The organism is Nocardioides sp. cx-169 (genome assembly GCF_021083605.1).
In the GTDB taxonomy this organism is placed as follows: Bacteria; Actinomycetota; Actinomycetes; order Propionibacteriales; family Nocardioidaceae; genus Nocardioides.
In genome coordinates, this window is record NZ_JAJNRO010000008.1 from 13,271 (window position 1) to 33,455 (window position 20,185).

The 20,185-nt window shown below is 71.5% G+C and carries 19 protein-coding genes; 9 read left to right on the forward strand and 10 right to left on the reverse strand.

What is annotated here, in order from left to right:
- Position 1: 1 nt before the first annotated feature.
- Positions 2 to 436: a hypothetical protein gene (locus tag LRP67_RS12225; protein ID WP_231270454.1), complete on the reverse strand. Its 435-nt coding sequence runs from the start codon at positions 434 to 436 to the stop codon at positions 2 to 4.
- Between the two features lie 87 nt (positions 437 to 523).
- Between LRP67_RS12225 and LRP67_RS12230 the strand changes: the two genes are divergently transcribed.
- Complete coding sequence (locus LRP67_RS12230; RefSeq protein ID WP_231270455.1) at positions 524 to 925, forward strand: universal stress protein; 402 nt, start codon at positions 524 to 526, stop codon at positions 923 to 925.
- 17 nt (positions 926 to 942) lie between these two features.
- Here LRP67_RS12230 and gdhA read toward each other — a convergent pair whose 3' ends face one another.
- Complete coding sequence (gene gdhA, locus LRP67_RS12235) at positions 943 to 2,289, reverse strand: NADP-specific glutamate dehydrogenase (RefSeq protein ID WP_374107417.1); 1,347 nt, start codon at positions 2,287 to 2,289, stop codon at positions 943 to 945.
- A 274-nt stretch (positions 2,290 to 2,563) separates the two neighbouring features.
- Here gdhA and LRP67_RS12240 point away from each other — a divergent pair, with 274 nt between their 5' ends.
- From LRP67_RS12240 to LRP67_RS12250, 3 genes are all read left to right on the forward strand, one after another.
- Entirely contained in the window at positions 2,564 to 2,935 is a 372-nt protein-coding gene (locus LRP67_RS12240) for a hypothetical protein (protein WP_374107419.1), read from the forward strand.
- 23 nt (positions 2,936 to 2,958) lie between these two features.
- Positions 2,959 to 3,537 (forward strand): HhH-GPD-type base excision DNA repair protein, encoded by a 579-nt coding sequence (locus LRP67_RS12245; protein WP_231270456.1) that lies wholly within the window; start codon positions 2,959 to 2,961, stop codon positions 3,535 to 3,537.
- Positions 3,538 to 3,649: 112 nt separating this feature from the next.
- A complete protein-coding gene (locus tag LRP67_RS12250; RefSeq protein ID WP_231270457.1) occupies positions 3,650 to 5,113 on the forward strand; it encodes an RNA polymerase sigma factor in 1,464 nt (487 codons plus the stop codon).
- 74 nt (positions 5,114 to 5,187) lie between these two features.
- Here the strand turns inward: LRP67_RS12250 and LRP67_RS21875 are convergent, their stop codons facing one another.
- The 4 genes from LRP67_RS21875 to LRP67_RS12270 all read right to left on the reverse strand — a co-directional run bounded on the left by LRP67_RS21875 (position 5,188) and on the right by LRP67_RS12270 (position 7,351).
- The gene (locus LRP67_RS21875) at positions 5,188 to 5,562 is read right to left on the reverse strand and encodes a lipopolysaccharide assembly protein LapA domain-containing protein (RefSeq protein ID WP_231270458.1); all 375 of its coding nucleotides are present in this window, start codon (positions 5,560 to 5,562) and stop codon (positions 5,188 to 5,190) included.
- Between the two features lie 162 nt (positions 5,563 to 5,724).
- Positions 5,725 to 6,555: a DMT family transporter gene (locus tag LRP67_RS12260; RefSeq protein ID WP_231270459.1), complete on the reverse strand. Its 831-nt coding sequence runs from the start codon at positions 6,553 to 6,555 to the stop codon at positions 5,725 to 5,727.
- Position 6,556: 1 nt separating this feature from the next.
- Positions 6,557 to 7,033, reverse strand: coding sequence for a DUF456 domain-containing protein (locus LRP67_RS12265; RefSeq protein WP_231270460.1), 477 nt, complete (start codon positions 7,031 to 7,033; stop codon positions 6,557 to 6,559).
- Positions 7,034 to 7,123: 90 nt separating this feature from the next.
- Entirely contained in the window at positions 7,124 to 7,351 is a 228-nt protein-coding gene (locus tag LRP67_RS12270; protein ID WP_231245039.1) for a hypothetical protein, read from the reverse strand.
- 345 nt (positions 7,352 to 7,696) lie between these two features.
- On the opposite strand from LRP67_RS12270, the gene LRP67_RS12275 reads away from it, so the two are divergent.
- The 4 genes from LRP67_RS12275 (at position 7,697) to LRP67_RS12290 (ending at position 11,717) form a co-directional block, all read left to right on the forward strand.
- Entirely contained in the window at positions 7,697 to 9,811 is a 2,115-nt protein-coding gene (locus tag LRP67_RS12275; RefSeq protein WP_374107420.1) for a type IIA DNA topoisomerase subunit B, read from the forward strand.
- A 99-nt stretch (positions 9,812 to 9,910) separates the two neighbouring features.
- On the forward strand, positions 9,911 to 10,708 hold the full coding sequence (locus tag LRP67_RS12280) for a hypothetical protein (protein WP_231270461.1): 798 nt from the start codon (positions 9,911 to 9,913) through the stop codon (positions 10,706 to 10,708).
- Positions 10,705 to 11,139 carry a phage holin family protein gene (locus tag LRP67_RS12285; RefSeq protein ID WP_231270462.1) on the forward strand — a complete coding sequence of 145 codons (435 nt, stop codon included), beginning with the start codon at positions 10,705 to 10,707 and terminating at the stop codon, positions 11,137 to 11,139. The genes LRP67_RS12280 and LRP67_RS12285 overlap by 4 nt, the downstream gene beginning before the upstream one ends.
- Complete coding sequence (locus LRP67_RS12290; protein WP_231270463.1) at positions 11,115 to 11,717, forward strand: DUF3618 domain-containing protein; 603 nt, start codon at positions 11,115 to 11,117, stop codon at positions 11,715 to 11,717. Before LRP67_RS12285 ends, LRP67_RS12290 begins: the two co-directional genes overlap by 25 nt.
- 171 nt (positions 11,718 to 11,888) lie before the next feature.
- On the opposite strand, the gene LRP67_RS12295 is transcribed toward LRP67_RS12290, so the two are convergent.
- The 4 genes from LRP67_RS12295 to LRP67_RS12310 all read right to left on the reverse strand — a co-directional run bounded on the left by LRP67_RS12295 (position 11,889) and on the right by LRP67_RS12310 (position 17,395).
- Complete coding sequence (locus LRP67_RS12295) at positions 11,889 to 12,383, reverse strand: carbonic anhydrase (protein WP_231270464.1); 495 nt, start codon at positions 12,381 to 12,383, stop codon at positions 11,889 to 11,891.
- 68 nt (positions 12,384 to 12,451) lie between these two features.
- Positions 12,452 to 14,212 carry an MFS transporter gene (locus LRP67_RS12300; protein ID WP_231270465.1) on the reverse strand — a complete coding sequence of 587 codons (1,761 nt, stop codon included), beginning with the start codon at positions 14,210 to 14,212 and terminating at the stop codon, positions 12,452 to 12,454.
- Positions 14,209 to 14,907, reverse strand: coding sequence for an LppX_LprAFG lipoprotein (locus LRP67_RS12305; protein ID WP_231270466.1), 699 nt, complete (start codon positions 14,905 to 14,907; stop codon positions 14,209 to 14,211). The genes LRP67_RS12300 and LRP67_RS12305 overlap by 4 nt, the downstream gene beginning before the upstream one ends.
- Before the next feature lie 4 nt (positions 14,908 to 14,911).
- Positions 14,912 to 17,395, reverse strand: a complete 2,484-nt coding sequence (locus tag LRP67_RS12310; protein ID WP_231270467.1) for a DNA topoisomerase (ATP-hydrolyzing) subunit A — start codon at positions 17,393 to 17,395, stop codon at positions 14,912 to 14,914.
- A 77-nt stretch (positions 17,396 to 17,472) separates the two neighbouring features.
- On the opposite strand from LRP67_RS12310, the gene LRP67_RS12315 reads away from it, so the two are divergent.
- Entirely contained in the window at positions 17,473 to 20,184 is a 2,712-nt protein-coding gene (locus LRP67_RS12315; protein ID WP_231270468.1) for a bifunctional GNAT family N-acetyltransferase/acetate--CoA ligase family protein, read from the forward strand.
- Position 20,185 lies beyond the last annotated feature (1 nt).

The window sequence follows — 20,185 nt, forward strand, 5'->3', positions numbered from 1 at the left end:
GTCAGCGGCCTGCCGGCGCCCGCAGACGGTGCCAGGACCTGCTGAGTCCGCTGCGTGGGTCGCGCCAGCCGTGGCGGTTGACGACGACCATGACCAGCGGCAGGCCGAGCTCGCCGTAGGCCGAGCGCGTCGAGGCCAGCCAGGCCAGGTCGACGTCCTGCGCGTCGAGCGGGTCGCGTCGGGTCAGCCAGACCATGGGCGCCGGACCGGGCTGCCGCACGCGGCGCACCATGGCGGACACGATGTCGGTGCGCAGTGCGTGGTCGGTCGGCTCATCGGGGCGCACGGCGAAGACCGCCTCCCGACGGCCCGGGATCCCCACGTGGACCAGCGGCAGGAACGCCTTGCGGTGCTCCGCAGTGGCGTGGTCGAGCACGGCGCGGCGCAGCACCCGGTGCAGCGCGGGCGACAGCGGCTGGTGCAGTCCCTCGGCCATGGGGGCAGCGTGCCCGAAGCGACGCGCCGGCGCCGCCTTCCTCCACAGGGTCCCGCGCGAGCCTCGGGACCCGGTAGCCTGCCCGCCATGGGAAAAGTCGTGGTCGGTTACGTGCCCAAGCCCGAGGGTGAGGCTGCACTCGCGCAGGCGATCTCCGAGGCCAAGCTGAGGGGCGCGAGCCTCGTGGTCGTCAACTCCCATCGCGGCGGCGCGGCCTACGACGAGTCCGCGGCGGCGCAGCTCGACAGCGACATGGCCGCGGTCCGCGCCACGCTCGACGCGGCGGGCGTGACCTACGAGCTGCGCCAGCTGGTGCGCGGCTTCGAGCCGGCTGAGGACCTGCTCAGCATCGCCGAGGCCAACTCCGCCGAGCTGGTCGTCATCGGCCTGCGCCGGCGCACCCCGGTCGGCAAGCTGATCCTGGGCTCGAACGCCCAGCGGGTCCTGCTCGACGCCCACTGCCCGGTGTTGGCGGTCAAGGCCGACTGAGTCGACCGACCCGGTCCTCAGATGACGCCGAGGGCCACCATGGCGTCGGCGACCTGCGTGAAGCCGGCGATGTTGGCGCCGGCGACGTAGTTGCCGGGGCTGCCGTACTCGTCGGCGGTGCTCAGGCAGCGGTCGTGGATCCCGCGCATGATCCCGGCGAGCCGCTCTTCGGTGTGCTCGAAGGTCCAGGAGTCGCGTGAGGCGTTCTGCTGCATCTCCAGGGCGCTCGTCGCGACCCCGCCGGCGTTGGCGGCCTTGCCGGGCGCGAAGGTCACGCCCGCCTCGGCGAACGCCCGCACCGCCTCGGGGGTGCACGGCATGTTGGCGCCCTCGGCGACGACCGAGCAGCCGTGGGCGATGAGGGCGGCGGCGTCGGTGCCGTTGAGCTCGTTCTGCGTGGCGCAGGGCAACGCGATGTCGCAGGGGACCTGCCACACCGAGTGGTTCTCGACGTACTGGGCGTGGGGGTGGTGCTCGAGGTAGGTCGAGATCCGGGCCCGTCGCTCCTCCTTGATCTCCTGCACGGTGGCCAGGTCGATGCCCTGCTCGTCGACGACGTACCCGCCGGAGTCGGAGCAGGCGACGACGGTGCCGCCGAGCTCCTGGACCTTGGCGATCGCATACGTCGCCACGTTGCCGGAGCCGGACACCACCACGCGCTTGCCGTCCAGCGACTCCCCGCGGGTCTTGAGGATCTCCTGGACGAAGAAGACGGTGCCGTAGCCGGTCGCCTCCGTGCGCACCCGGGAGCCGCCCCACGCCAGGCCCTTGCCGGTCAGCACGCCGGACTCGTAGCGGTTGGTGATCCGCTTGTACTGGCCGAACAGGTAGCCGATCTCCCGGCCGCCGACCCCGATGTCGCCCGCCGGGACGTCGGTGTACTCCCCGATGTGGCGGTACAGCTCGGTCATGAACGCCTGGCAGAAGCGCATCACCTCGCCCTCGCTGCGCCCCTTGGGGTCGAAGTCGGAGCCGCCCTTGCCGCCGCCGATCGGCATGCCGCTCAGGGAGTTCTTGAAGATCTGCTCATAGCCCAGGAACTTCACGATGCCCAGGTTGACGCTGGGGTGGAAGCGCAGACCGCCCTTGTACGGACCCAGGGCCGAGTTGAACTCGACGCGGAAGCCGCGGTTGAGCTGGATCCGGCCGGCGTCGTCGACCCAAGGGACGCGGAAGATGATCTGGCGCTCCGGCTCGCACAGCCGCCGGATGATCGCCGCGTCGGCGTAGTGAGGGTGTTTGGCCACGACCGGGCCCAGACTGTCCAGCACCTCGTGCACGGCCTGGTGGAACTCCGTCTCGCCCGGGTTGCGTCGCAGCACCTCGTCGTAGACGTCCACCAGCTTCTCGTCCAGTCCCGGCACCGGTTCTGCTCCTCGTCCTCGTCGTGCCCCGGAGGTCGGGGCGCCCTGTCATTGTCCCGGCCCGGGCCGACGGCTACCTCGGCGGGTCGAAGGGTGCGAGCTGCGCCGGCCCGGCTCCGGTCCCACGTGCGGGGCCCCATCTCCTGGGCGTTCAGCGTGCGTACGCCGCCGGCCCGGCCTCCGACGCAGCGCCGCACGGTGGTCCTAGCCCTAGGGTCGAGGCATGAGCCTCTGGCAAGCGCCGCCCACGTCGCGCCCGCGCACCGCTGCCCGGATGCTGCTGGGCGCGATCCTGGTCTTCGCGGGCGTCAGCCACCTGACCTTCGCCCGCGAGGAGTTCGTCGCGCAGGTGCCCGACTGGTTCCCCGTCTCCGACGACCCGGTCGTCCTGGTGTCCGGCGTCATGGAGATCAGCCTCGGCGCCGCCCTCGTCGCCTTCGGTCGCGGCCGGATCGGGGTCGGGCTGCTCGTGGCGGCGTTCTTCGTCGCGATCTTCCCGGGCAACATCGCGCAGTACCTCGAGCACACCGACGCCTTCGGGCTGGACACGGACCGCAAGCGCTTCGTGCGGCTGTTCTTCCAGCCGCTGCTCGTGGCCTGGGCGCTGTGGGCCACCGGCGCCTGGCGGGACCGCCCCACCCGCTAGCCGGGCTGGGGCAGGATGGGCGCATGCCCTCGATCCGCATCACCGGCGACGACGACGCCGACCAGGTCCTCACCGACGACCCGTTCGCCCTGCTGGTGGGGATGATGCTCGACCAGCAGTACCCGATGGAGCACGCCTTCCGCGGTCCGGCGAAGGTGCTGGAGCGCTTCGGCACCCTCGACCCGGAGGCGATCGCCGCGGCCGACCCGGAGGAGTTCGCGGCGCTGTGCGCCACGCCTCCGGCGGTGCACCGCTTCCCGGGCTCGATGGCGGCGCGGCTGCAGGAGCTCGCGCGGCTCGTGTCGGAGCGGTACGACGGTCACGCCGAGCGGATGTGGACCGAGGCCGCCGACGGCAAGGACCTGCTCAAGCGGGTCATGGAGCTGCCCGGCTTCGGCAAGCAGAAGGCGCGGATCTTCACCGCGCTGCTGGCCAAGCAGCTCGACGTACGGCCGGCGGGCTGGGAGGAGGCCGTGGGGGACTACGCCCTGGACGGCTACCGGTCGGTGGCCGACGTCGTCGACGCGGCCTCGCTGCAGAAGGTGCGCGAGCACAAGAAGCAGCAGAAGGCGGCGGCCAAGGCGGCCACCGCGTCCGAGTGATCTCCACGGGTTCGCGGGTCCATGTGAGGACCTCACCCGGCCCGTGGCAGAATGAATCAGCGGCTCTTGACGACACCGGGTCTTGCCGCGCCCAATGCCAGCTTGACGAGAGGTGTTCGTGTCTTCGAGCGCGCGCAAGATCCCTGCCGACGTCCTGTCCCACCCCGCTGTCGAGGCGCTGATCCAGCAGGCAGCCCCGACCGCCAGCGTGACCCCGGAGCAGGTCAGGCAGGCGAGTGAGGCGGCCGCGGTCGAACCGCGCCATCTCAAGGCCCTGCTCGCGCACCTGAGCTCGGAGGGCATCTCGGTGGCCATGCCGGCCGGCGGCGCCCGCGTCGCGGCCGCCGGGAGCCCCCGCAAGACCACCACGGCGACGGCGCCTGCGAAGAAGGCCCCGGCCAAGAAGAAGGCCGCCGCCGAGCAGCCGGCCGAGACGACCGCCAAGAAGGGTGCGGCGACCGACGCGGCCCAGACGGCCCCGACGGCGGAGCCGATCGTGGTGGTCGACGCCGACGGCAAGAAGATCCTCCCCGACATCCCCGACGAGGAGTTCGAGAAGGACGTCAAGGCGGACCCGACCATCGTCGAGGACGAGAAGTCGGCCACCTTCGTCGTGTCCGCGGCCGACGACACCGACGAGCCGGAGCAGCAGGTCATGGTCGCGGGCGCGACCGCCGACCCGGTCAAGGACTACCTCAAGCAGATCGGCAAGGTGCCGCTCCTCAACGCCGAGATGGAGGTCGAGCTCGCCAAGCGCATCGAGGCCGGCCTCTTCTCCGAGGAGAAGCTCGCCAAGGGCGGCAAGATCTCGCCCAAGCTCCTCGAGGAGCTCGAGTGGATCTCGGAGGACGGCCGTCGCGCCAAGAACCACCTGCTCGAGGCCAACCTGCGTCTCGTGGTCTCCCTGGCCAAGCGCTACACCGGCCGCGGGATGCTGTTCCTGGACCTGATCCAGGAGGGCAACCTCGGTCTGATCCGCGCGGTCGAGAAGTTCGACTACACCAAGGGCTACAAGTTCTCGACCTACGCGACCTGGTGGATCCGCCAGGCGATCACCCGCGCCATGGCCGACCAGGCCCGCACCATCCGCATCCCGGTGCACATGGTCGAGGTCATCAACAAGCTCGCGCGCGTCCAGCGCCAGATGCTCCAGGACCTGGGCCGCGAGCCCACCCCGGAGGAGCTGGCCAAGGAGCTCGACATGACCCCGGAGAAGGTCATCGAGGTCCAGAAGTACGGCCGCGAGCCCATCTCCCTGCACACGCCGCTGGGCGAGGACGGCGACTCCGAGTTCGGTGACCTGATCGAGGACTCCGAGGCCATCGTCCCGGCCGACGCGGTCAGCTTCACCCTCCTGCAGGAGCAGCTGCACGCGGTGCTCGACACCCTCTCGGAGCGCGAGGCCGGCGTCGTCTCGATGCGCTTCGGCCTCACCGACGGCCAGCCCAAGACCCTCGACGAGATCGGCAAGGTCTACGGCGTGACCCGCGAGCGGATCCGGCAGATCGAGTCGAAGACCATGTCCAAGCTGCGCCACCCGAGCCGCTCCCAGGTCCTGCGCGACTACCTGGACTGAGGCGGCACCCGCACCGAGCACGCACGAAGGCCCGGCCGCTCAGCGGCCGGGCCTTCGTCGTGCGTCAGCGGCGCTCAGCCCCGGGTGCGCCGCACCCGACGGCGCAGCTGCAGGATCCGCATCGTCCCGGCGAGGCCCGCCAGGAACAGCCCCGCCACGGCGGCGATGAGGATGGCGACGGCCACCGGGACCTGCCCGTCCCACGCCAGGAACGACACGGTCGTGCTCCGCGTGTTCTGCGCGATGAAGATGATCAGCAGCAGGAGCACCAGGCCGAGCCCGACGACGGCGACCCAGAAGCCGCTGGTCCGGGAGCCGCGCAGCGGGTCGTCGACGTCGCGACGGGGCGGCTCCGCGCGCGCCGGCTGCTCGGGAGGGGGCACCGCGCGCGGTGGCTCCTCGGGCTGGCCGAGCAGCGGGTCACGTGCCTCGTCGGGGGTCTGGGTCACGCGGTGACGGTACCCAGAGTCCGGCCCCGTCAGTCGCCGGGCGTGCGGTGGGGCGCCGCGCCAGCTGGGTAGGGACCGCGAAGACCCCGAGTGGAGGAGACCCCATGAGCCGATCGTCGCTGTCTTCGTCTCGGCGAGCGGACGCAGGTCTCGCTGACCCGGTCACCCCAATGCCACCAGCACCACCGTCACCGCGCACAGTGACAGCCCCACGGCCTGAGCTCGATGCACGCGCTCGCGCAGCACCGACAGCGCGAGCAGCACGGTGAACGCGGGGTAGAGCGAGGTGATGACGGCCGCGACGGTGAGGCTGCCGTCGCGTGAGGACACGAGGAACAGTGCCGTGGCGGCGGCACCGAGACAGCCGCTGACGACTCCCAGCAGCGCGGCAGGGCGGCGGGGGACCCACGGCGCCCGCAGCAGGGCGGCGACCAGGACGATCACAACGGCGGCGACCAGCTGGTTGAGCGCCAACGGGACCAGCCCGGCATCCTCGGGGATCTGCGCGAGGGCGGAGAACAGGACGCCGAAGCCGACGCCGGCCAGGACACCGTCGATGAGGCCGGTGCCCCCCGTGGAGGAGCCGGTGACCGGCTCCCGGGCGACCAGCCAGATCGCCGGGATCGCCGCCACGATGCCGAGCCAGACCAGGGTGGAGGGCCGCTCCCCGGTGACCAGGCCCACGGAGATCGGGAGCAGTGCCGCCCCTACCCCCGACACTGGGGCCACGACGCCCATGCGCCCCGACGACAGCCCTCGGTAGAGGAACGCCGTGCCGAGCCCGTTGCCGAGGCCCGCGAGCACGCTCCAGCCCAGAACCGCGGGGCCGAACGACCCGTCGCCGAGGAGCCCGGCCACGAGGAACGGCAGCGAGCCGGCGACCTGGCCGACGAGCGCGATCGTCCAGGGTGTCACCCGCTTGGAGGCGACCCCGCCGATGAAGTCCGAGAGGCCGTACGACGCGGCGGCGGCCAGCGAGAGCAGCAGCGCCATTTCAGGCCAGCACCGCTCCGACGACCCAGGTGCCGGCCGCCAGCACCCCGGCGGTCAGCTCGATCAGCACGCTCAGCCCGACGGCGCGCAGGGCGTGCGTCGTCGAGGGCCAGGCCTGGGCGGAGCCCACACGTCGGAGCTCGGCCAGGTAGATGCCGAGCACGAAGCCCAGGAAGATGCCGACGACGGGCACCACGAAGAAGCCCACGACGGCGAGCCCGGCTCCCGCCCACTGGGTCGAGGCCGGGACGCCCGCGGTCTTCAGCCGTCGGCCCGGCACGACGTACTTCACGATCCCGCCCAGCACGAGCAGCAGGGTGACCACGGCGAACACCGTCCACGCCAGCGCACTGCCCACGTCGACCGACCAGACGAGGACCGCGGCCAGGATCAGGATCGACCCGGGCAGGACCGGGACCAGGATGCCGGCCAGGCCGACGGCGATCGCCACGGCGACCAGGACATCGAGGAGGCTCACGCGGCACACCCTGTCATGCCGGGGTGCCCCGAAATGGCCGATGGCCCCCGACTCGCGTCAGGGGCCATCGAGAAGTCGTCGGTGCGAGGGTCAGTGCTCGTCTCGCGGCGTCGTTGCCGGGGTGGTGAGCTTGTGGGTCTCGTCGATCAGGTTGATGGCGACCTCCTTGAGCTTGTCGCCGTGCTCACGCGCGTGGTGGGCACAGAAGAGGAGCTCGCCGCCGGTCTGGAGCTCGACACGCAGGTAGGCCTGCGCACCGCAACGGTCGCAGCGGTCCTCGGCAGTCAGAGGAGCACTAGGGGCAACAGCAGTTGTCACGTCGGCCTCATTTCTCGGGTGGTGTCTCTTTCAAACCTAGCGAGGGGAGACAACATTCCCTGCGCCGGTCCCTGCGCCAGGTGTCCTGGGACACCTCGATCCAATCACGGCTGGTCATTCCCCGTTTCCCCGGTTCCCACGCCCTGGAACGGCGACCTGGGGAGGAGACGGCTTGCTGATCTGCTCTTGAGTGTGACGTTCGGGTGGTGGGAGTGCTGTCGAACGGTCCTTCCGAGCACCGATCGTGTCCACATCGTGACGTCGGCCCCACGAGCAGGCTGTCCGCCCACCGTAGGGCGGGGCGAGCAGGCGAGCCTTCACCGGCGTACGGCGTGTCGCGGGTAGATTCGAGGACGAAGAGAGCCCGTACGTGTCACACCTGCCAGGAGCCCCACGATCGCCGACAACACCTACAACGCCGCGCACCTCCTCGTCCTCGAGGGACTGGAGGCGGTGCGCAAACGACCGGGGATGTACATCGGCTCGACCGACACCCGCGGCCTCATGCACTGCCTGTGGGAGATCATCGACAACGGCGTCGACGAGGCGCTGGCCGGCTCCGCGCACCGGGTCGAGGTCACGCTGCACGCCGACGACTCGGTGGAGGTCCACGACGACGGCCGCGGCATCCCCACCGACAAGGAGCCCAAGACCGGACTGCCCGGCGTCGAGGTCGTGGCCACCAAGCTCCACGCCGGCGGCAAGTTCGGCGGCGGGTCCTACGTCGCGACCGGTGGCCTGCACGGCGTCGGCCTCTCGGTGGTCAACGCCCTGTCCTCGCGCATGGACATCGACGTCGACCGGGCGCCCGCCCAGCAGGGGCTGAGCTTCAGCCGGGGCAACCCCGGCGTCTTCGACGGCGAGGGCCCCGCGGCGCCCTTCACGCCGCGCTCGGGCCTGACCCGCAAGGGCAAGAAGGTCGCCAAGGGCAAGAGCGGCACCCGGATCCGGTTCTGGCCGGACCGCCAGATCTTCACCAAGGACGCCACCTTCGAGTTCGAGGGGCTGCTGGGCCGGGCCCGGCAGACCTCGTTCATCGTGCCCGGCCTCGAGCTGGTCATCCGCGACCTGCGCGGCGAGGTGCCGGTCGAGGAGAAGTTCCGCCACGACGGAGGCATCGCGGAGTTCGCCGAGTACCTCGCCAGCGACGAGCCGGTCACCGACATCCTGCGACTCCAGGGCATGGACACCTTCACCGAGACGGTGCCGATGCTCGACGCCCAGGGGCACATGACGCCCCAGGAGGTCGAGCGCGAGCTGACCGTGGACATCGCGGCGCGCTGGGGGACCGGCTACGACACCGAGCTGCGCTCGTTCGTCAACGTGATCGCCACCCCGAAGGGCGGCACGCACGTGAGCGGCTTCGAGTCAGCGCTCACCAAGACCTTCAACGACGCGATGCGGGCCACCAAGGCGCTCAAGGTCAACGACGACGACGTCATCAAGGACGACGTCCTCGAGGGACTCACCGCGGTGGTGACCGTGCGACTGGCCGAGCCGCAGTTCGAGGGCCAGACCAAGGAGATCCTCGGTACGCCCGCGGTGCGCTCCGTCGTACGCCGGGTGGTGTCGGCGGAGCTGAAGAACTTCCTCACCTCCTCCAAGCGGGCCGAGAAGGCGCAGGCCAAGCTCCTCATGGAGAAGGTGGTGGCCGCCTCCAAGACCCGCCTGGCCGCGCGTCAGCACAAGGAGACCCAGCGCCGCAAGAACGCGCTGGAGTCCTCGGCGCTGCCCTCCAAGCTCGCCGACTGCCGCGCCAACGACAACGACCGCACCGAGCTGTTCATCGTCGAGGGTGACTCCGCGCTCGGCACCGCGAAGCTCGCGCGCAACTCGGAGTTCCAGGCCCTGCTGCCGATCCGCGGCAAGATCCTCAACGTCCAGAAGGCCTCCGTGGGCGACATGCTCAAGAACGCCGAGTGCGCCTCGATCATCCAGGTCGTCGGAGCAGGCTCCGGGCGGACCTTCGAGCTCGAGGCGCGCCGCTACGGCCGGATCATCTTCATGGCCGACGCCGACTCCGACGGCGCGCACATCCGCTGCCTGCTGGCGACGCTGTTCTTCAAGTACATGCCCGACCTGATCGCCGAGGGCCGCGTCTACTCCGCGGTGCCGCCGCTGCACCGCATCGAGATCTCGGCGCCGAAGAAGGGCCAGGAGAAGTACGTCTACACGTACTCCGACGACGAGCTGCAGCGCAAGCTCGCCGAGCTGAAGAAGAAGAACGTGAAGTGGAAGGACCCGGTCCAGCGCTACAAGGGGCTCGGTGAGATGGACGCCGATCAGCTGGCCGAGACCACCATGGACCCCCGCCGCCGTACGCTGCGCCGGATCACCGTCGACGACGCCGACGCCGCAGCCCAGGTCTTCGAGCTGCTCATGGGCTCCGACGTCGCCCCGCGCAAGGAGTTCATCGTGCAGGGCGCCTACGAGGTGGACGTGGAGGCGCTCGACGCCTGAGCGTGCTGCGGGTCACCCGAATGGGTGGAACCCGCCAGATCCGGGCTAGGTCGCGACCCGGTGGGTACTCGGCTCCTCCAGCAACGATGAGGAGCCGCCATGAGCACCACACCGAGCACGCCATCGACGACCGACGAGTCGTCGTCGGGAGTCGCGGAGAAGGCGCAAGACGCCAAGCACGCGGCCAGCCAGACCGCCTCCACCGCCGCCGACGAGGCGTCGCACGTCGCGAGCGTCGCCGGCGAGGAGGCCGCCAAGATCGCGAGCGAGGCCAAGGACCACGCCCGCGGTCTCCTCGACGAGGCGCTCGCCCAGGTGGACGAGCAGTCGCGCACGCAGCGCGACCGCCTGGTCGACACCCTGAGCAGCTTCAGCGACGACCTGCACCAGATGGCTGAGCAGTCGACGAGCCCTGGCCTCGCCTCCGACGTCGCGCGCCAGGTCGCCGACCGGGCCCGCAGCCTCGGCGACCACCTGGACGGCCGGGAGCCTGCGGACCTGCTCGACGACGTCCGCTCGTTCGCCCGCCGCCGCCCCGGGGTGTTCCTCCTGGGCGCGCTGACCGCGGGCGTTGTGGCCGGACGTCTGGCGCGGGGTGCCAAGGACGCGAAGGACGCCGGCTCGGGCACCGACTCGGGCACCGGCTCGGGCACCGGTTCGGGCACCGGCGTGATGCCGGTGACAGCCGCGACGCCCGCGCCCACGACCGTCGTGCCGCCGACGTCGCCCGCGCCCCCGCCTCCCGTAGACGACCCCGTCGCGGGCACCGGCCAGCCCACGGTGGGGCAGCCGCAGTCGACGGCCCCCGTCTCCAGCGACCCGCTGGGCGCGACACCGCTGTCGGAGCCGGCGGACTCCGGACCGCTCTCCACGCCGCGGCAGGGGTACACACCGTGACCTCCACGACCCCGCCGTACGACGGCGGGTCGGCCGCAGATGGAGGTGTCGAGGAACAGCGCAGCCTGGGGCAGATCGTCAGCGACGTCACCCAGGACCTCACGACCCTGATCCGGCAGGAGATGGACCTGGCCAAGACCGAGATGAAGCAGGAGGTGAGCAAGGCGGGCAAGGGTGCCGGCCTGCTCGGCGGCGCGGGGGTGGCCGGCTACTTCGTGCTGCTGTTCCTCTCCCTGGCCGCGTTGTTCGCCCTGGACGAGGCGATGGACGCCTGGCTGGCCGCGCTGATCGTGATGGTGGTCTGGGCCGTGGTGGCCGTCGTACTCGCCCTCGTCGGCAAGAAGTCGCTCGACAAGAGCAACCCGCAACTGCCGCAGACGCAGCAGTCCCTCAAGGAGGATGTCCAATGGGCCAAAGCACAGAAGAGCTGAACACCGAGATCGCAGGCACTCGCGAGAGTCTCGCGAACGACCTGGACGCGCTGCAGGACCGGGTCAGTCCGGCCGCCATCGTAGAGCGCCGCAAGACCGCCGCCCGCAACCGCGTGCTCGGGGTCAGGGACCGCATCATGGGCAGCTCCCAGTCGGCTGCCGGGTCGGCGCAGTCGTCGATGACCGGCGCCGCCGACAGCGTCAAGGGCGCCGCCGGCAGCGCTAAGGAGGGCGCCAAGAGCGCCGTCAGCAGCGCGGGCGACTCCGTCGAGGGCAGCCCGCTCGCGGCCGGCCTCGTCGCCTTCGGGGCGGGGCTGGTCATCGCCGGCCTGATCCCCGCCAGCAGGGCTGAGACGCGTGTCTCGCAGCAGGTGGTGGACGCCGCCAAGGAGCACGGCCAGCCGCTGGTCGAGCAGGCCAAGTCGGTGGGGCAGGAGGTCGGCGACCACCTCAAGGAGTCGGCCACCGACGCCGCCCAGCAGGTGACCCAGACCGCCCAGGAGTCCGCCGGCCGGGTCCAGGAGGAGGGCCGGTCCTCGGCCGAGAACGTGAGGTCCGCGGCGCCGGGGCAGACCTGACCCCGCTGCCGCACCGGCCGAGGGCACCTTCCGGGTCCCGACCGGCCGGCCCTGCCCGCCGCGCCGGAGGCATGCGGCGGGTGGGGGAGTGGGCTGCGATGCGCCCGCCCCGGTGCACCGGCGAAGCCGACGGCAGCCGGTACTTCGCGGGCGCTTCGAGCGCTGCCCGCCTCAGAGGTGCCGCTCGAGCAGACCGGTGTCGACGTCGTAGACGAACCCGCCGACGACGGTGTCGGCCGGGATGAGCGGGTGGGTCCGGATCTTGGCGATGTCCTCGCGCAGGGCCTGCAGCTGGTCGGTGATGACACCGAAGCTCTGCCAGGAGGCGTCCTGGCCGGAGGAGGCCGAGACCCGCTCGCGGATCTCCTCCTCGGTGTGGCTGGCCATGGCGCAGCGGGTGTGCGGGACCACCAGGATCCGCTCCACCCCGAGGAGGTGGGTGCCGAGCACCAGCGCCTCCAGGGCCTGGGGCGTCACCCGTCCGCCCGGGTTGCGGAAGATCTTGGCGTCGCCGGGCTTGAGCCCGACCATGCCCAGCGGGTCGATGCGCGAGTCCATGCAGGTCACGATCGCGACGCCCGCATGGGCGACGCCGTCGAACCCGCTGAGGGAGAAGTCGGAGGCGAAGTCGCGGTTGGCGGCAAGAAGATCGTCGAAGTCGGCCACGAGCGCGAACCTATCGGACGCCGCGAGGACAGGTCAGTGGCGGACGAGCATGTGGACGGTGGTGTTGCTCACCCGCCGGCGCGCAACACGTCGGCGGGGCTGAGGGAGCGGGTCGGCGCGCCCCGGAAGACCACGAGGGCGCAGGCCGCCGCCAGCACGGCGCACACCGCTGCCCCGGCGAAGACGGCGTGCTCCTGGGGGATGCCGGCGCCGGCGAGCAGATCGCTGAACGCCTGGCAGCGGGTCTTGCCGTCGCACACCTCGCGCGCCGGCGGCATCGGATGGTCCTCCAGGTAGGTGTAGTAGCGGCGCAGCCCGATCGCGGTCAGCGCCGAGATCCCCACGAGCATGCCCACCATCCGGGCCACGACGACCATGGCGCTCGCCACGCCGTGCACGTCGTCGTCGGTGCTGGCCAGGATCGCGGCGTTGACCGGCGCGAGCGCGAGGCCGAACCCGAAGCCGCACAGGACCAGGGTCAGGTCGGAGTGGAACGACTCCAGGCTGGTGATGTCCCAGCGGGTCATCAGCACGAAGCCCACCGCCGCCATGACCATCCCCGCCGCGGTGATGAGCCCGGCGCTGGAGCGACGCGTCAGGTAGCCGCCGACGACCGCCCCGACGGGCAGGGCGACGAGGAACCGCACGAGCTCCAGGGCCGCCATCAGCTGGGAGTCGCGGTGCACGGTGGTGCGCGCGAAGAGCGGGATGTCGATCAGGGCCGCGATCAGCGCCGCGCCGACGAAGAAGCTGACCAGGATGGCGCCCCACGCCGGAGTACGGCGCAAGGCCCCGCGGGGGACGAGGGGGGACGGCGTACGGCGCAGGTGCACGACGAGGGCGAGCGTGGCGATCGCGGAGCCGGTGAGGTACCAGTAGCCCTGGTCGGCGAAGAGCTGGATCTTGGGATCGGCCGTCGCGAAGGCGAGGATCACCCCGCCGAGGGCCACCGCCAAGAACAGCGCGCCACCGAGGTCGGCGTCCCGCATGCTGCGCACCCAGCTCGGTCCGTCGACGAGGGGGCGCCGGGCGGTGAAGCAGCGGACGACGAAGAGCAGGCCGGCCACCATCGCGGTCGCCCCGACCGGGGTCAGCCACCGCCCGTCGCCGGCGAACGGGATGAAGATCTGTCCCCAGGTCAGGTCGCGCTGAAGCTCCGACGGCTGCAGGAACACCAGCGCCCCGGAGCCGAGACAGGTCAGGAGGAAGAGGGCGCCGACCAGGTCGGGGGGTCTCGAGGCTCGCTCCGCTCGCACCTCGACCACCGAGGGGTCTCGCAGGGTCCGGATGGCCGCGGCGAGGACCAGCCCGACGACCAGGTTGATCACGAAGATCATCCGCCAGTCGGCGACGGCGAGGACGGCGGCACCGAACAGCGGTCCGATGACGCTGCCGATCTCCTGGACGGCGGAGACCACGCCGAGCGGTACGCCGCGGCGCTCGCGGGGGTACAGGTCGGCGACCAGCGCCAGGGTGGCGGGGACCAGCCCGCCGCCGCCGAGTCCTTGCAGGAACCGGCCGGCGACCATGCTCGGCATGTCGTAGGCGAGCGTCGTCACCAGCGAGCCCAGCGCGAAGAGCACCAGGGCGGCGACCAGCACCGGCACCCGGCCGCGGAGGTCCGCGATCCGCCCGATCAGCGGCAGCATCGCGACGTAGCCCAGCAGGAACCCCGAGATGATCGGGGCGGCCCGCTGCAGCTCCTCGGTGGAGACGCCGACGGCGCCGACCATCTCGGGCAGCGCCAGCACGACGACGTAGGTGTCGGCGGCGGCGAACGCCACGGCTACCGCGGCCAGGCCGAGCAACCACCGCGGGGAGCGAGTCACGGCGCGGTGATGTCCTTCTCGGTGCCGTAGTCGTCGAACGTGAGGGTGTAGGTCATCGAGTCCGCGCCCTGGTAGAAAGCGCCGGTCAGCACGGCCGAGCGCAGCTCACCGGAGTCGGAGACGGTGTAGGTGACGTCGAAGTCGCCGGTGGAGCCCGGGATGACGTTCTTCACGACGGTCCCCGGGACCGTGCCGGAGTACTCGGTGAAGATCTCCTTGTTGCCCTCGCCCCCGCGGATGGACTCGCCCTTCTCGAGCGCCTCGGTCGCGGGCAGCAGCGAGGAGAAGCCCTTGTCGGGGCTCATCAGCTGCGCCGGGTCGGGCGCGCCGTACTCGCCGGGGTCAACCTCCTGCATGCCCGGGCTGAGCGGGATCTCGGCGTAGACCTTGCCGTCGACGGCGATCACCGGCACCTGGAACTGGCCGGCGGAGATCGAGACGTCGATGGTGCCGTCGAAGGCCGGCGCGTGCGTGCCGACGCCCTCGGCGGCCAGGATGCCGGTCACGCCGTCGGGCAGGTCGCTGGTCTCGAGGGTGATCATGACGCCGGCGGTGTCGTCGAGCTCCGCCTTGGCCGAGGCCAGGACCTCCTCCGGGGGGCGGTCCTCGGAGCCGCCCTCGTCGCTGTCAGCGCCGCAGGCGGAGAGGGCGAGCAGGAGAGCGGGGACGGCCAGCGCGGCCAGGCGGGAACGCATGCGGTCAGCCTTCCACATCGGTGTCGGCCGGCACGCCGATCCGCGCGGACAGCGGACCCGCGCAGGCGGCGATCGGCTGGGAGCCGGGCAGACCGGACCCGTCGCGGCGACCGTTGGCCTCCGGCAGCTCCACGGGCGCACCGCTGGCGGCGGCGGCGCGGGCCGGGGCGACGCCGGCCCACGCGAAGACCAGGGTGTCCTCGCCCTTGAGGAAGCGGTGGCAGCGCACCCCGCCGGTGGCGCGGCCCTTGGCGGGGTACTCGGTGAACGGCGTGACCTTCACCAGCCCCGGCTCCGTGCCGGGCAGCGCCGTGGAGGAGCCGGAGGCGGTGACCACGACCGAGTGCTCGGGGTCGTCGACGACACCGAACCACGCGACCGCCTCGTCCCCGGCCAGGCGGACGCCGGCGATCCCGCCGCCGCCCCGCCCCTGGGGCCGGACGGCGTCGGCACCGAAGTGCAGAAGCTGGGCGGCGGTGGTGATGAAGCACAGCGTCTCGGCTCCGGTGCGCAGCTGCACCGCGCCCACGACCTCGTCGCCCTCCTCGAGGCGGATGACCTCCCACTCGTCCTTGCCCAGGACCTCGGGGTTGACCCGCTTGACGATGCCCTTGCGGGTGCCGAGCGCCAGGCCCGGACCATCGGCCACCAGCGTGCACAGCCCCAGCGCGCGCTCGCCTGTGCCGAGGGGCAGCACCTCGCTCAGCGGCAGGCCACCCTGCAGGTTGGGGTCGTTGGCGGAGGCGGGGATGGCGGGCAGGTCGAGGACGCCCAGGCGCAGCACGCGGCCCGCGGAGGTCAGCACGCCGATCTCCCCGCGGGCCGTCGTCGCCACCGCCGAGACCACCACGTCGTGGTTGGTGCGCGCGCCGCCGGAGCCGACCGGCTCGGCGCTCGAGGTACGGGCGAGCAGGCCGCTGGCCGACATCAGCGCGAAGCACGGGTCGTCTGGCACCTCGAGGGAGACAGAGGCGGCCGTGACGGTCGTCCCGGCCGACTCGAGCAGGACGGTGCGGCGCGGGGTGCCGTAGGTCTTGGCGACCTCGGCCAACTCGTCGCCGACGACCTTGCGCAGCAGCTTCTCGTCGCCGAGGATCGCGTCGAGCTCCTCGATCTCGCGGCGCAGCTCCTCCTGCTGCTCCTCCAGCTCGATCCGGCTGAAGCGGGTGAGCCGGCGCAGCTGCATCTCCAGGATGTAGTCGGTCTGCGCCACGGTCAGGTCGAAGACCGACATCAGCCGCTCCCGGGCCGTGGCGGTGTCGTCGCTGGTGCGGATCACCTGGATGACCTCGTCGATGTCGAGCAGCGCGACCAGCAGGCCGTCCACGAGGTGCAGGCGCTCGGCGCGCTTGTTGCGGCGGAACTGCGAGCGACGGCGTACGACGTCGTAGCGGTGGTGCAGGAAGACCTCGAGCATCTCCTTGAGGCCGAGCGTGCGGGGCTGGCCGTCGACGAGCGCGACGTTGTTGATGCCGAAGGAGTCCTCCATCGGGGTCTGGCGGTAGAGCTGCTCGAGCAGCGCCTCCGGCACGAAGCCGTTCTTGATCTCGATCACCAGGCGCAGCCCGTGCTCGCGGTCGGTGAGGTCCTTCATGTCGGAGATGCCCTGCAGCTTCTTGCCCTGCACCAGCGCCTTGATCCGCTCGACGACCTTCTCGGTGCCGACGCCGTAGGGCAGCTCGGTCACCACGATCCCCTTGCGGCGCCCGATGGTCTCGACGCGCGCGCTGGCGCGCATCTTGAACGTGCCCCGGCCGGTCTCGTAGGCGTCGCGGATGCCGTCGAGACCGACGATCTTGCCGCCGGTGGGCAGGTCGGGACCGGGGATGAACCGCATCAGGTCGTCGATGGTGGCCTTGGGGTGGGTGATCAGGTGCCGCAGCGCCTGTACGACCTCGACCAGGTTGTGCGGGGCGCAGTTGGTGGCCATGCCGACGGCGATGCCGGTGGTGCCGTTGACGACTAGGTGCGGGATCGCGGCCGGCAGGACCGACGGCTCCATCTCGCGGGAGTCGTAGTTGGGCTTGAAGTCGACGGTGTCCTCGTCGATGGAGGCGGTCATCGCGACGGCGGCGGGCGCCATGCGGCACTCGGTGTAGCGCATGGCTGCGGGGGAGTCGTCCGGGGAGCCGAAGTTGCCGTGGCCGTCGACCGTGGGCAGGCGCAGCGAGAACGGCTGGGTCATGCGCACCAGCGCGTCGTAGATGGCACCGTCGCCGTGGGGGTGCAGGCGACCCATCACCTCGCCGACCACACGGGCGCTCTTGACGTGCCCCCGGTCGGGGCGCAGCCCCATCTCGTTCATCGTGTACAGGATCCGGCGTTGCACCGGCTTGAGGCCGTCGCGCGCGTCGGGCAGGGCCCGGGAGTAGATGACGGAGTAGGCGTACTCGAGGAACGAGGAGCGCATCTCGTCCCCGACGTCGATGTCGAGGATGTGCTCCTCGAAGTCGTCGGGGAGCGGGGGCTGGGGACTACGACGTGCCATGCGGGCATTGTCCCCCGCGTCTCGCGGCCACCTCGAGGTGGCACGCCGTACACCCGCGACGGGATAGATTGCCCACCGTGAGCGCCGAGACGACCGAGGAGACGATCGTGCCGAGCGCGCCTCGTCACTGGGAGGCCGACGTCCTCCTGCGCGACGGGCGGACCGCGCACATCCGGCCCATCCAGCCGGAGGACGCCGACCTGCTGGTCGAGTTCTACTCGCGGGTCTCGGACCAGTCGAAGTACTACCGCTTCTTCAGCCCGATGCCGACGCTGTCGGAGCGCGACGTGAAGCGCTTCACCCGCGTCGACCACCAGAAGCGGGTGGCCCTGGTGCTCATGCTGCAGGGCCAGATGATCGCGGTGGGACGCTTCGACGTCGTCGCTCCCGGCGAGGCGGAGGTGGCGTTCCTGGTCGAGGACCGCCACCACGGCCGCGGGATCGCCCAGCTGCTCCTCGAGCACCTCGCGCAGGCTGGGCGCGAGCGCGGCGTCGAGCGGTTCACCGCCGAGGTGCTGCCCGACAACCACCGCATGATCCAGACCTTCCGCGACGCCGGGTACCGCATCGCCAGCGAGTACGAGGAGGGCGTCCTCATGCTGGAGTTCTCCATCGACCCCACCGAGACCGCCATCGGGGTCATGCGCGGGCGCGAGCATCGCGCGGAGGCGGCCTCGATCGAGCGGTTCTTCAACCCGCGCTCCGTCGCGGTCATCGGCGCCAGCCGCCGCCAGGACACGATCGGCCAGACGCTGGTGCGCAACCTCGTGACCGGCGACTTCACCGGCCGCGTGTACGTCGTCAACCAGAGCGCCTCGGCGGTCTCCGGGATGCCGGCGTACAAGTCGGTGGGGGAGATCCCCGACGACGTGGACGTCGCGATCGTCGCCGTGCCGGCCGACGCCGTCGAGGACGTCGTCCTGGACTGTGCCGCCAAGGGCGTGCACGGGCTGATCGTCGTGTCCTCGGGCTTCGCGGAGACCGGCGACGAGGGCCGCAAGCGCCAGCGCCGCCTCGTCGGTCTGTCCCGCTCCTACGGGCTGCGCCTGATCGGGCCCAACTGCCTGGGCGTCATCAACACCGACCCGACGGTGTCGGTCAACGCCTCGCTGTCGTCGGTGATGCCGGCGCGCGGCCGCGCGGGCTTCTTCTGCCAGTCCGGTGCGCTCGGGTCGGCGATCCTGGAGAAGGTGAAGAACCGCGGCCTGGGGCTCTCCACGTTCGTCAGCGCCGGCAACCGCGCCGACGTGTCCGGCAACGACCTGCTGCAGTACTGGGAGGAGGACGACTCCACCGAGGTCGTCCTGCTCTACCTGGAGTCGATCGGAAACCCGCGCAAGTTCTCTCGGATCGCTCGTCGGGTCTCGCTGCGCAAGCCCATCATCGCGGTGCGCTCGGGCCGCACCACCCAGGGCGTCCCGATGGGGCACTCCGTACGCCGGATCGCCGCGCCGCCCCAGGCGGTGGACGCGATGTTCCGCCAGGCCGGGGTGATCCAGGTGGACACGCTCGAGGAGATGTTCGACGTCGCCCAGCTGCTGGCCCACCAGCCGCTGCCGCGCGGTCGCCGGGTCGCGGTGGTCGGCAACTCCGACGCGCTCGGGCTGCTGGCAGTCGACGCCGCGGTCTCCGTGGGCCTGGTGGTCAACAAGTCGGTCGCCCTGGGCGCGGAGGCGACCGCCGACGACTTCGAGGACGCCCTCGACGCGGCCATCGACGACCCGGACATCGACTCGGTGATCGCGGTCTACATCCCGCCGCTCAACGTCTCCGGCGAGGACGTCGCCAACGTGCTGGCCGCCGTGGGCGAGCAGTCCGACAAGCCGCTCGTGTCCTCGTTCCTGGGGGCCGAGGGCGTGCCGGAGCTGCTGCGGGTGCCCGACGTCGCCGGCTCCACCGCCGGGCGCGGCTCGGTGCCGTCGTACCCCGCGGTCGAGGCGGCGGTGCGTGCCCTCGCCCGGGTCGTCGACTACGCCGTGTGGCTGCGCACCCCCGACGGGTCCGTGCCCGACCCCGCCGAGGTCGACCTGGCCGGCGCCCGCCGCCTGGTCACCGAGGCGCTCGCCGCGCACCCCGAGGGGGTGGCCCTCGAGCCGGAGCAGACCGCCGAGCTGCTGGCGGCCTACGGCATCGACCTGTGGGAGTGCCGCCGGGTCGCCACCCTGAGCGAGGCGCAGGCCGCGGGGCACGAGCTCGGCTGGGACGTCGTGCTCAAGGCCACCGCGCACCCGCTGCGCGAGCGACCCGACCTCGCGCACGTGTGGCGCAACATCGACAACCCTGACGAGATGCTGGATGCCTGGACCACACTCACCGAGCTGGTCGGCGACCCGGCGTCGGCCGGCTTCGTGGTGCAGAGGAACGCCCCTCCCGGCGTCCCGGTGTCCATCCGCAGCATCGAGGACCCGCTGTTCGGTCCGGTCGTGTCGTTCGGCATCTCGGGCCCGATCATCGAGCTGCTGGCCGACAAGTCGTACCGGATCCCGCCTCTGGGCGTGCGCGATGCCGCCTCGATGGTGCGCGAGATCAAGAGCTCGCCGATGCTGTTCGGCTACCGCGGTGCCGACGTGGTCGATGTCGAGGAGATCGAGCGGCTGATCTCGCGCGTCGCCCAGCTGCAGAACGACCTGCCGCAGGTCAGCGCGTTGGAGCTGGCCCTGGTCCTGGTCGGCACGTCGGGTGCCAGCGTGCTCACCGCCACCGCGCGGGTGGACCCGGTGACCGACCCGCGCTCGGACCTCTTCGTCCGGCGGATGCCCGAGCTGCCCGGCGACACCGTGCCCAGCTGAC